This window comes from Pontibacter deserti (assembly GCF_023630255.1).
Classification (GTDB): domain Bacteria; phylum Bacteroidota; class Bacteroidia; order Cytophagales; family Hymenobacteraceae; genus Pontibacter; species Pontibacter deserti.
Genome location: NZ_JALPRS010000001.1, coordinates 783,722 through 796,031, shown reverse-complemented (window position 1 = coordinate 796,031; position 12,310 = coordinate 783,722). Strand labels below are relative to the sequence as shown.

Genomic DNA, 12,310 nt, shown 5'->3' with positions numbered 1-12,310 from the left:
AAGCTGAATTCCATTTTATACTTAACCATTATCAGTAACACCCCTCTCAGCGCTTCTATTTTCGGATCTGCTATTGAATTAAGATTAACTCAGCTATTTTTGCCCCACAATATGGTTCTTCAGGTTTAAGAGGAACTATAGCAGCCCGAGTTAATTTATGAACACCCGTTACAGTAGACAACTTATACCTGTAGAAGGTTGGGAAAGAGAAGAAACCTATCGCTTTTTCAGCTCCTTTTCACAACCTTTCTTTAATGTACATACTGAAGTTGATTTAACACCGCTATACGCTTACTGCAAATCACAGCAATTGCCGGTTTCGCTGGCTTACATGCATGCAACAGTGGAAGCTGCCCGGGCTACAGATAACTTCCTTTTTCGGATAGAAGACGGGCAGGTATACAAATATAGTGGTCTAGACCTATCGAGTACTGTCTTAAAGGTTGATCATAACATCGCTTTCACTCATTTCCCTTTTCATGAAAGCTTGGTTGATTTTTGCCGGGAGGGTGCGGCTATTATTGCTGAAGTAAAGAAGAGCAGAAATTTGTTTAATGGTTATCAGGGAGTAGATTTGCTGCACATGACCACGCTACCCTGGTTTAAGTTTAAAGGCATGGAGCATGCTTTTTCGGTAAATCCTCAGGACCCGGGCGTGCCGAAAATTGCTTTTGGAAAGCTTGAAAAACATTCTGGTAAAATAATCTTACCTATAAGTATTGGGTTACACCATGCGCTGGCTGATGGATATCACATTCATTTGTTTCTGAGGGAGCTGGAAAAAGTAATCGAGAAGTATAGTGGTTAAATCCTTTTCACCCCACCATTATTTTTTAATTATTCTTTTATCTACATAAAAGCAGCCCTTCCCCAAAATGGCTGCTTGCAGGAATAATTATATTATATTTTCTATAAACTTGGCTAATCATATGCCTCTTTGTACCTTAACACTGTAGTAGGCACTTATCCATACCTATAGCCCCGACTTTATTACCGTTATAAAAAGCAGCAATAAAGACCTGAAGTACTGATGTTTAAACAATAATATTTAATTTGACTGAAGATTTTCTGAATAAAGTTACTCTTCTGCGTCGCCCCTACGACTATAAGTAAAAAAAGTTTCCTTTAAGACAATAATAAAACCAACATATAGGTTTTATCAAATAACTGTACCATACAGTTAAGCTTGTCGGAGCAAGTTGCAGGGATGAATTTTTATTTAATATTAGAGTACTATGGTTATCACATACATTTTCGCATTAATAGGGGCTTTCGGAACACTTACCATCATAGCATACTTAAGACAATTAGAAGACGGGTTAGCAGAACTACAAAATGAGATGGATATAACCATGTGTCCTGTATGTCATATACCACATAGCGCCAATGGCCTGCATCATAAACATAAGAATACCAAGAAATTCAGCAAATACTATACGCGTAAAAGAAAAACAGCTTAAACGTTAATATGAGCACAGTTTCTTTGGTTTGCCATCCGGAAGTATAGCCTTGTCTGGTCATTTATACTTCCAGATATATCCTTAGTAGTCCCAGTAGCAGATTTTCTATGCATGTTTGTTGCCTTTGTATAATTAGTATAAACAAACATCGGGTATACGACTATAAATGTCAGCTACAGGTGCACAAAACCTGCTCCTAGTATACTATAGAAACGACCCTTTAAATATTAGGCGGTATGCCTAGATTTACATACTAAAATAAGCTGTCTCTTCAGTTTAACTTAAGAATCCCTTGGTGTGCCCTTTTAATAGTGCATTGTACCGTTGCTACCAGAACTGCTATCTGACTTAATCTCCTGACTTATAACGACTTTACGATTTTAACACAAAAAGTATCAAGTAAAATAACTTTAATCGATCCAATTTTAGCTACCAAAACCTCTTCCTATTAACAATACATAAATAATGTGAAATTATACTTTATAAAGGTATAAGACTCTCTGAATCAGCAACGTAAAAAATATCTGCCTCAATAAAAAAATTACTATATAAAAGGATCAACTTTTAAGTGCAAACAGCGTTCAAGTTCATAGTTTAAATGCTATTATCATGAATTGAACCCTCTACCTATATGCAATTCGAAATACTTCTCACCAAAGCTACCAAAGCACTAAAAAAAATTGCAAAACGTGTTATTCCTAAAAATAAACGATACAGGCCTGTTAGTGTACAGACTATAGAACTTTCTGAACTATCTACCCCGATATCTTACAATAATATAGTCGTACATAGTATTTATCCGCAACATCTAACAACCCTTGATATAACAGAAGACCTATACCAGGCCTGCTCAGAATACTGGAAGCCACAACGCAGTGTTATAACAGATTATGTAGTTGTGGAGGTTTTAAACGGACGTTTGCATACTGACAATGAAAGCAGTATCGCCATCATTACGAAAGATAACAAACTGGTGGATAATGTATCCCTAAGCTTAAAGGATGGCAAAGTAACAAAACCGGAAAACAATAATATTTTCAGCCAGCAGATGTTCTCTGAACCTGTAAGACTACAGGGAAATGTATTTACTATGCTTTCAGGTGGGGCAGGTATCAATAACATCGGCCACTGGTTTTTAGATGTACTTCCTCGTCTGCACCTGCTGCAGCAAAGCGGCTTGTTCGACCAAATAGATTGGTTCCTGGTGCCAAGTACACGTTACAGCTATCAGACGGAAACTCTGGAACTTTTAGGTATCTCGAAGGAGAAAATAATATCAGGTGAAACCCATACTCATATAGTTGCTGATAAAATAATAGCTTCTACTGCACCTAGAGGTAACCATACTTTGGTTCCTAAGTGGTTGATAACCTATATGCGCGAAGCGTTCTTACCGGCAGTCCCGACAGAAGAACAGCAACCTGTTCAATCAGAGGGTCCTTTCCTGTTCATCAGCAGACGCGACTCCAGTGTGCGAAATATCTTAAACGAAGATGAGTTGCAGCAAGTACTGGGACATTATGGATTTAACACCATTCTCTCTAGTAAGCTCTCTATTACAGATAAAATAAAGCTGTTTTCGAAAGCGAAAGTTATACTTTCTCCTACGGGCGCAGGTCTTATCAGCATGCTCTTCTGTCAGCCGGGCACCAAGCTGGTTGAGATTTTTAACGAGGGCTTTGTGATAGAACCCTTCTTTGATATTGCGACCAAACTTGAACTGGATTACAAGTATATCATCTGCAAATCACAGGGGCGTAAAGCCACTAACGCCAAGCAAGGCCAACATGATCATCTTGTAGTTGAAACTGAGAAAGTTGAACAGTTGCTTGAACAGATAGTAGAACCTGAGAAAACCTTATCTCAAGCACTGGTATAATTTTATAATATAAGCTAGATACCTGATCTGAACCGGGCCTGAACTATAAAACAGGTCCGGTTTTTTTATTGCCGAATGCTGATGCACACCAAGCGTGGATCCATTTTCGGTTTCGAAACTCAACTATTTCAAAATACCTCCTGTAAAAATAATCAGGTTCTACGATGACTTTCAATTTCTTACTCAGTCAGTATTGCACTAACTGGGTTCAAGTATAGATAAGTACTAGTCAATTCTGTTAATCACTGGTTTACAGGACCTGTAAAGTATAAGTATAAGCGGATGCACCAAATGCTGATGAGTATAAACTATTAGCGGGCCGTGCTGTGTGACAAACGTCACTGTGTTGCGGCATTACACCCTCTACCTTTGTAGTACATAATGGGGAGCAAGTATAAACTCCCGGCATTAACAAACTATAACAACTGAAAACTAATGAAAATTAAACAGTTCGAAGACAAAGGATTAGCGCATTACGCATATGCCATTCTAAGCGAGGAGGCAAACCAGGTAGTACTTGTTGACCCGGCCCGCGATCCGCAGCCCTACTATAATTACGCCACCGAAAACAATGCTACTATAGTTGGTGTGATCGAGACGCACCCGCACGCCGATTTTGTAAGCTCGCACCTGGAGATCTCCCAGAAAACTGGTGCCACTATTTATACCCACAGCCTGGTAGGTGCCGATTATAAGCATACCGCTTTTGATGAAGGCGCTGAGCTGCAACTGGGAGAAATAAAACTCCGGTCGCTGCACACACCAGGCCATTCGCCCGATAGCATCAGTATTGTGCTCGAGCACGAAGGCAAAGACAAAGCTGTGTTCACCGGCGACACCCTGTTTATAGGCGATGTGGGTCGCCCGGACCTGCGGGAGAGTGCCGGTAACATTACAGCCAAACGCGAAGAACTGGCCCGCCAGATGTACCACAGCACCCGCGAAAAACTAATGAAGCTAGACGACAGCGTCACGGTTTACCCTGCCCACGGTTCCGGTTCACTTTGTGGCAAAGCCCTAAGCGATGCCAACTCAAGCACCATCGGTGCCGAGAAAACAGGCAATTATGCCCTGCAGCAAATGAGCGAGGATGAATTTGTAAAGATCCTGCCCGAAGACCAGCCTTTTATACCCAAGTACTTTGGCTATGACGTGAGCCTGAACAAGCAAGGTGCACCAGCCTATCAACCAAGTATAGAAGGCGTGAAACTGCTGGAGAAGAACTATAAACCGGAAGATGGTTCTCTGATAGTGGATGCCCGAAACGAAAAGGTTTTCAAGAAAGGACATTACAAAGGTGCCATCAACATCCAGAACGGGGGTAAGTTCGAGACCTGGCTGGGAAGTATAGTTGGGCCGGAAGAACAGTATTACCTGGCAGCCGAGAGCGAAGCACAATTAAAAGAGTTGATAGCCAAAGCAGCCAAAATAGGCTATGAACTGCTGATCAAAGGTGCGTTTGTACTGGATACTGCTCAAGAAGTTCAAACTCCTGAAATGGATGTACCGGCTTTCCGCGAGCACCAGGACGATTATACCATTGTAGACATCCGCAACACTTCGGAAGTAAAAGCAGGCAAGCTCTTCGGGAAGGCCATTAACATTCCGTTACCGGAGCTGCGCGAACGTGCTAAAGAAATACCGGCAGATAAGCCAGTGGTGGTGCATTGTGCCGGTGGTTACCGCTCGGCAGCCGGTAGCAGCATCGTAGAAGCAGCCTTACCACAAGCCAACGTGCTGGACCTGAGCGAAGCTGTAAACCAGTTTAAGGACGGTCCGAAATAATAGCTTTAAATAAATAGCCGGTGTATACTTTTCATGCACCGGCTATTTATTTGTTTCCATGCCATTTAACCTGCTGCAAGTTGCTGACCGTATAGCAATAAAAAACGAGAACTATGGAAACAAACAGAAAGCATCAGGAAGACCGTGTAAGACGCAGCTCTACAGATGCAGCCAACCGGGAGATAGATGAAAAGACCTTAGACAACATAAACCGCTATGGCTACGATTCTCCTAAAAAAATTGAAAAGCGCCTGAAGAAATTAAACAAAGAATGGGACCTGGAACGCGCCCTGGAAGTAAATGCCTCTACCCTCGCCTTAACAGGTTTGGTATTAGGAGCTACCCAAAATAAACGCTGGTTTATTTTGCCAGGTATAGTTGCTTCATTTCTACTGCAACATGGTTTGCAGGGCTGGTGTCCGCCACTGCCTGTACTTCGTAAGCTGGGTTTCAGAACGCGGAAAGAAATAGACGAGGAACGCCAGGCACTGAAAGCTCTTCGTGGCGACTACAACAAAATTTTAGGGGCAACTACCGCAGAAGGCGTTTTAAATGTGGTGAGGTCCTGATCCGCAGCTTTTATACTTTTACAGCTTCACAAATCAAATTTGCCCCACATAACGTGTTGCACATGCAGACACTGCCCAAAGAACTCATTCAAAAGAAATTCCCAGAACTGGAAGACCAACTGCTGGACGAACTGCTGGCACAAAGCACTCTGAAAGAAGCGGAAGAAGGTGAAGAAGTGATGCGCAGCGGGCAATACATTACTTCTACCCTGCTGTTACTCCGTGGTCTTTTAAAAGTATACCGCGAAGACGTTGAAGGCAATGAGTTCCTGATGTATTACCTGGAGCCGGGCAATGCCTGCGCCCTCTCTATGATGTGTACCGCCCGTACCGAGAAAAGCCAGATCAGGGTGAAGGCAGTAACTGACGCGGAAGTACTGTTGGTACCGTCACACCTATCAGAACTGTGGCTGGGCAAGTATAAAAGCTGGCACAACTTTGTGATCGCGTCTTATCGCCAGCGCTTTGAAGAGCTGTTGCAAACCTTAGATAGTATCGCTTTTAAAGGTTTAGACGAACGCCTTATTTTTTACCTGAAACGCCACATAAAAGTAAGCGGCAACCAAGTAAAACTATCACACCAGCAAATTGCCGACGAACTCAACAGCTCCCGCGAAGTGATTTCCCGCCTCCTTAAAAAGCTGGAACAGAAAGGTGCCATTACACTGCACCGCAACTACATCGAAGTACAAGACCTGGACATAGTTTAGAAGTAAGAGTTTGAGAAGGAAGAGTTAGAGAGTTGAGATGCAGCAATTTTCTAGCTCTTTTTTATTAGGATTTATACTTTTGAGAAAGCGTAATTAAGAAAACTTTAATCTACTGCTTCACTCAAAAATTCATACTTCTCTAACTCTTCCCTCTTTAACTAAAAGCCTCCCTCTGTGACAAGAGTCACTGCGCATAGTTGCTGCTAAGTGTACTTTTGCACTGTTAACTTACAAACTGAACAAAATGGAAATACTTGGATACATCGCAGCAATGCTTATTGGTCTGTCTCTTGGGCTGATAGGTGGCGGCGGTTCTATACTTACGGTGCCGGTACTGGTTTATTTAATCGGCCTTAACCCTGTTATCTCAACCGCTTATTCGCTGTTTATAGTTGGACTTACCAGCCTGGTTGGCTCTTATAAGTTCTACAAAAAAGGGCTGGTGAGTTTAAAAACAGCGCTTGTGTTTGGTCTGCCTTCTATAGTTGCAGTGTATGCCACTCGACGTTACATTGTACCAGCCATCCCTGAAAACATCTTTTCGGTAGGGGATTTTATAGTTACCAAAGGCGTATTGCTGATGTTGCTCTTCGCGGCCCTGATGGTATTTGCTTCTATCTCGATGATCAGAAAGAAAAAAGAAGTGCCGGCAGAACCTGTTGATGCAGTAGACGAAAACATTGATACTGCACTAGATGTGGAGCATACCGATAAAACAGAAACGCACCCAAAGCCAAAGTTCAACTATGGAGGCATCCTGGCCGAAGGCTTGGTGGTAGGTACACTTACCGGTTTGGTAGGTGCAGGTGGCGGCTTTCTCATCATCCCGGCGCTTGTGCTGTTCAGTAAATTAGATATGAAGATGGCCGTGGGTACTTCGCTGCTTATTATTGCTGCTAAATCGTTGTTCGGCTTTATAGGTGATATCTACAACTACGAAATTAACTGGGTGTTCTTGGCTACTTTTTCTACCATTTCTATTGCTGGTATTTTTATCGGCTCATTCCTTTCTACTAAGATACATGCAGATAAACTAAAAACTTCTTTTGGCTGGTTCGTGCTCGTGATGGGTATGTACATCATTGCTAAGGAGGTATTTTTCTCTTAAACCCATACGTGACCAAAGTCACTGAACTACGCTGCCCATCTTCCGACATTTGTAGTGAAATCAACTTTAAAACTTAAACTAAATCAGCATGTTTAATATATTTAAATCCGCTCCAAAAAACTACGAAGACCTGGACGGAAGCACCTTTAAAACAAAGAATAAAAATGCATTAAACGCTGAGTTGCTGGATGTGCGTACAGCCGGGGAATTTGCGTCGGGCACCATTCCGGGAGCAAGTAACCTGGATGTAACTTCACCACAATTTCAGCAGGCACTGCAGCAACTTGATAAAGGAAAAGAGTATTTTGTGTTCTGTCGTAGCGGTAACCGAAGCGGCTCCGCCTGCGACCTGATGACAGCGCATGGCTTTAAAGCTTATAACCTGTCAGGTGGGATAAGTGCCTGGCCTCATTAACGTAAATTCTAAAGCAGCTAAAGGAAGGAGTCTGTGAACGAGCTCCTTCCCTGCTTTTGTAAACTATACTATTAACTTAAACTATAAATATGTTAGAGCTATTAAGGCAACCATGGCCATGGTACACATCGGGAGCTGTGATCGCCTTCGTGATGTTACTGCTATTGTTCTTCGGGAAATCATTTGGATTTTCGTCCAATCTTCGTGTAATCTGTGCTGCCTGCGGTGCAGGTAAAAAACATAAGTTCTTTGATTTTGACTGGCGCTCGCAGACCTGGAATTTGTTATTCTTAGTAGGGGCTATACTTGGTGGAGTGATTTCTTCACAGTTCCTATCCAATGGAGAAGCAGTTCAGATTTCACAGGCAACTATTCAGGACCTGCGCCAAATAGGTATTTCAGCACCTAATGGTATGCAACCCGAAGAGCTTTTTAGCTTAGAGGCGCTGTTGACGGTTAAGGGTTTCCTAGTATTACTGCTGGGTGGTTTTGCTATAGGTTTTGGGTCCCGCTATGCTGGCGGCTGTACTTCAGGGCACGCGATCAGCGGCTTATCAAACCTGCAGCTACCCTCCCTGATTGCCGTGATCGGTTTCTTTATCGGTGGTTTGATAACTACCTGGCTTTTTTTGCCGCTGATTTTTTAATAGGGTGCAGTTAACCATAAACAGTTATCAGTTAATTAGAACTACTAATGCATAAGCTAAAGCAGCCAACTGCATTCATAATTCTTAATTCCTAATTCTTAATTATCTGTCCCGTGAAAGGATTAAAATTTATACTTGCCGGCATTCTGTTCGGCATCGTGATGAGCAAATCGGAAGCTATTTCGTGGTTCCGTATCCAGGAGATGTTCCGCTTCCAGTCGTTTCATATGTATGGCATTATTGGTACAGCAGTTATACTTGGTGTGATCATCACGTACCTGATTAAGAGATACAAACTACGCGACTACCAGGGAAACCCGATTGTTTTCACTCCTAAAGAGAAATCTGTTCCGCGTTACCTGATAGGTGGTATCATCTTCGGGTTAGGCTGGGCACTGACAGGCGCCTGCCCCGGACCCTTATTTGTAAATATTGGCCATGGTTACTGGGCAATTTTACTGGCTATAGGTGGTGCAATTGCTGGTACATATACTTACGGTGTTATCAAAGACAAGCTACCGCACTAAACTATACGTTGGCAAAAGTGAAGTATGGTCTGAATGCCATTTGCTACAGGCGGTGGCTTTCAGGCATATCACAACAACGATCAACTGACAACCTAAACTATGGAAAACGCTGCAGCTACCAGACTCGGATTAAGAGAAAACGCAGGCCAGTTCTGGCTGCTTGTGCTGGTAAACGGTTTTGTTGGTGCTATGGTAGGATTGGAGCGCTCTGTAATTCCGGAGTTTGCTGAAATAGTTTTTGGCATAAACGGGCACACGGCGCTTCTTTCGTTTATAGTTGCCTTTGGCCTCGCTAAGTCAATGGCTAATATGCTGATGGGACGGCTTACGCTGCAGTTTACCCGCAAGCAGTTGCTCCTGATCGGTTGGCTGTTTGCTCTGCCGGTGCCATGGCTCTTGCTGTATGCTGCTAACTGGTGGTGGGTAATAGTTGCAAACCTGTTGCTGGGGATTAACCAGGGGCTGTCATGGTCGGCTACTGTGGTAATGAAAATTGACCTGGTAGGCGAAAAGAATCGCGGCCTGGCCATGGGCATTAACGAGTTCGCTGGTTACCTGGCGGTTGGGCTGATTGCGTTCCTAGCAGGGTATATTGCTTCTACTTCAGGTAATGTAACATATGCATTTGTTCCGGGCATTGGCTTCTCTATAGTTGGTTTGCTGCTAACATTGTTTTTTGTCCGCGATACCCATGCCCACGTGCAAACAGAAGCTGCCCAAACTTCTATTCCCCTGCTAAAAAACATCTGGAAAGACACCACCTTCCGCCACCCCAACCTGGGCTCTGTTACCCTTAATGGTTTTGTAAACAACATGAATGACGGTATACTTTGGGGACTGCTGCCAGTACTGTTGACAACCAAAGGATACACATTAACCGAAACCGGCTTACTGGCTGGTATTTACCCGGCTGTATGGGGATTGGGGCAACTGGTAACCGGCAGGCTGGGCGATATACTTTGTAAAAAGCAGCTGCTTAGCTTGGGCATGATGATACAGGGCTTGGCCATTGGTATGCTGTTGTTTGCAGATTATTACCCTATACTTGTAGCAGCACTGGTTATACTTGGGGCCGGTACCGCTATGGTTTACCCAAACTTTCTGGCAGTGGTGGCCGAAAATACGCACCCGGTGCAGCGTCCGCAGAGCCTGGGCATTTTCAGATTCTGGCGTGACTTTGGCTATGTGGCCGGAGCAGTGGCTGCCGGCGTGTTCAGCGACCTATTCGGGCTTCCAGCGGTTATTATCGGAACGGCTATACTTACGATTGGGGCTGGAGTTCTCTCTGAAATGCGCATGTGTTGCACCAAAAAGCTGTTGTGGCACAGCAAGGAATGCAGTACTCGTTTGCTTCAGGCTACCTGATTGCCTACTTTCAAAACTAATTATGGATACAAGTATACTTACAGGTATAAATCAACATACTTCCCCCACATTGGAAAAGAGCAAACTCCTCCCCGACAGTTTTAACTTAAAACTATACTTGCTGTTGGTGCACAAAGGGACTGACCTCATAACAAAGTACACCTCGTTTTACCCTGCTTCACTTCCAGAATAAATGCTTGAAATGTGTTAATTTTATAAAAGATGAACAAGGATAAATTTTCAATAAAAAATATACCGGGCTGGGTAGTGATGCTGGCAGTTTTTGGCGTTTTATACTTAACTGGTCTGCACACCGAAGGCATTGGGCAGGTGCAGCGTTTATTGCTGGCAGCCGGTATTAAAAATGCCGATGTTCCGGAGCAATTGACTGCCCCTGATGAATCCTCAGATATGGCATCCGGTGAAATGGTTGGCGCCGGTTTTCAGATGGTGGGTCTGGATGGCAAAACCGTTAGCTTCGAAAGCCTTAGAGGCAAAGTAGTGTTTATGAACATCTGGGCTACCTGGTGCCCTCCATGCGTGGCCGAGATGCCGAACATCCAGAGCCTCTACGAAAAAGTGGGATCAGACAAAATTGCCTTCGTGATGCTCTCGGTAGATGAAGCTGTCATGGAAAAAGTGAAGAAGTTTATTAACAAGAAAGGCTATACGTTCCCGGTATACATGCCGGCCAGCCAGTTTCCGAAGGAGTTTTACTCCAATTCCATTCCTACTACGTTCATCATCTCACCGGAAGGCAAGATCGTAGCCAAACAGGAAGGTATGGCCGATTATGACACAAAGGAAGTACAGGACTTCCTGCAAAGTATAGTGAATAAATAAAAACATAAGCTGGCTGACGTACTGTGTCAGCCAGCTTATGTTTAATTCCAGATGTTAACTTAATTCTGCCAAAGCTGAAAACCAGATAACATCAATGCTTCCGCATAAAGTACAGACTTACTGATAAGATAAGGATGACGCACGGAAGTACTAATGCGTTCCAGTTTAAACTATCTGTTACAGAGCCTTTCATTGCGGTAGTATTTACTATTAGCGAAATTGTAAATACCACCAACGTTACCATAATGGTTTCCCAAAGCAGCACCTTCAGGTCTTTAAAAGATTCTATCTGAAGCCAATCCGGCAGGTTTTTAGCATCTACATTTTTAACAAAAAAGAGTTTCCATATCCCTAAGCCGAAGATCATAAATACAAAGGCAATCAGAAACCTGTCCAGCGCCTCCATGAAATAAATACCGATGAGAATTTTTTCGCCGGATACCAGTTTCCTAAAGAAGATCTCAAAGCCATGAATGGATTCAATGACGCCGGAAATAAGGAAGAAAGTTGAATTCAGGAGCGTGAAAATAACCGCAATCAAAAAGAGGTAACGAATTTTGAGTAAATTTTTCATTCCAGAACTATTTGAGTTGAAGCTATTTCGGAAGGGATAAGTATACATACCTGAAAAGAACCAATCTATCAACACTTTACGAAATTATTGGCAGCACGATCTATCATAACCCTAAAGCCTTTGTCTATTAGGCTGTCGGAAAAAAAATTAAAATATTTTTTAACTCTTTGTAACCTTACCTAAAACAGCCCCGTAAAAGAGAATGGCTAAAAGTTGAAAAGTTTTTATAAACTTATCATATAAAAAAGGCTCCCAGACGGGGAGCCTTTTCTTATTTACAGCAATTTCATAAACAACCTTTTGCTTCACCCCAGCTATATACCCCACAGCTCTCCTGTTTTAGCACCCCTTCTTTTATATTTTATGTCAATATAAAGTAAACCTCCAAGGGGTCCTTCTGTTAAGGAAGTGGTCATCCATTATATTAA

The 12,310-nt window shown here is 42.9% G+C and carries 12 protein-coding genes; 11 read left to right on the top strand and 1 reads right to left on the bottom strand.

All coding sequences use genetic code 11. The annotated features are described in order from the left end of the window. Positions 1 to 157 precede the first annotated feature (157 nt). The 11 genes from MJ612_RS03380 to MJ612_RS03330 all read left to right on the top strand — a co-directional run bounded on the left by MJ612_RS03380 (position 158) and on the right by MJ612_RS03330 (position 11,308). The gene (locus tag MJ612_RS03380; protein ID WP_187029438.1) at positions 158 to 808 is read left to right on the top strand and encodes a CatA-like O-acetyltransferase; all 651 of its coding nucleotides are present in this window, start codon (positions 158 to 160) and stop codon (positions 806 to 808) included. 1,283 nt (positions 809 to 2,091) lie between these two features. Continuing rightward, entirely contained in the window at positions 2,092 to 3,339 is a 1,248-nt protein-coding gene (locus tag MJ612_RS03375) for a glycosyltransferase family 61 protein (RefSeq protein WP_187029436.1), read from the top strand. Between the two features lie 435 nt (positions 3,340 to 3,774). Continuing rightward, a complete protein-coding gene (locus MJ612_RS03370) occupies positions 3,775 to 5,124 on the top strand; it encodes an MBL fold metallo-hydrolase (protein ID WP_187029434.1) in 1,350 nt (449 codons plus the stop codon). Positions 5,125 to 5,237: 113 nt separating this feature from the next. Beyond that, complete coding sequence (locus MJ612_RS03365) at positions 5,238 to 5,693, top strand: DUF2892 domain-containing protein (protein ID WP_187029432.1); 456 nt, start codon at positions 5,238 to 5,240, stop codon at positions 5,691 to 5,693. Positions 5,694 to 5,755: 62 nt separating this feature from the next. Next, positions 5,756 to 6,403, top strand: a complete 648-nt coding sequence (locus MJ612_RS03360) for a Crp/Fnr family transcriptional regulator (RefSeq protein WP_187029430.1) — start codon at positions 5,756 to 5,758, stop codon at positions 6,401 to 6,403. 244 nt (positions 6,404 to 6,647) lie between these two features. Beyond that, entirely contained in the window at positions 6,648 to 7,511 is an 864-nt protein-coding gene (locus tag MJ612_RS03355; RefSeq protein ID WP_187029428.1) for a sulfite exporter TauE/SafE family protein, read from the top strand. A gap of 88 nt (positions 7,512 to 7,599) precedes the next feature. Further along, positions 7,600 to 7,926 (top strand): rhodanese-like domain-containing protein, encoded by a 327-nt coding sequence (locus MJ612_RS03350; RefSeq protein ID WP_187029425.1) that lies wholly within the window; start codon positions 7,600 to 7,602, stop codon positions 7,924 to 7,926. 89 nt (positions 7,927 to 8,015) lie between these two features. Next, positions 8,016 to 8,573 (top strand): YeeE/YedE family protein, encoded by a 558-nt coding sequence (locus tag MJ612_RS03345; protein WP_187029423.1) that lies wholly within the window; start codon positions 8,016 to 8,018, stop codon positions 8,571 to 8,573. 113 nt (positions 8,574 to 8,686) lie between these two features. Beyond that, on the top strand, positions 8,687 to 9,100 hold the full coding sequence (locus MJ612_RS03340) for a YeeE/YedE family protein (protein WP_187029421.1): 414 nt from the start codon (positions 8,687 to 8,689) through the stop codon (positions 9,098 to 9,100). Between the two features lie 99 nt (positions 9,101 to 9,199). Continuing rightward, positions 9,200 to 10,465 carry an MFS transporter gene (locus MJ612_RS03335; protein WP_187029419.1) on the top strand — a complete coding sequence of 422 codons (1,266 nt, stop codon included), beginning with the start codon at positions 9,200 to 9,202 and terminating at the stop codon, positions 10,463 to 10,465. A 222-nt stretch (positions 10,466 to 10,687) separates the two neighbouring features. Continuing rightward, a complete protein-coding gene (locus MJ612_RS03330; RefSeq protein ID WP_187029418.1) occupies positions 10,688 to 11,308 on the top strand; it encodes a TlpA family protein disulfide reductase in 621 nt (206 codons plus the stop codon). Positions 11,309 to 11,399: 91 nt separating this feature from the next. Here the strand turns inward: MJ612_RS03330 and MJ612_RS03325 are convergent, their stop codons facing one another. Further along, a complete protein-coding gene (locus tag MJ612_RS03325) occupies positions 11,400 to 11,882 on the bottom strand; it encodes a YqhA family protein (RefSeq protein ID WP_187029416.1) in 483 nt (160 codons plus the stop codon). Between the last annotated feature and the right edge of the window lie 428 nt (positions 11,883 to 12,310).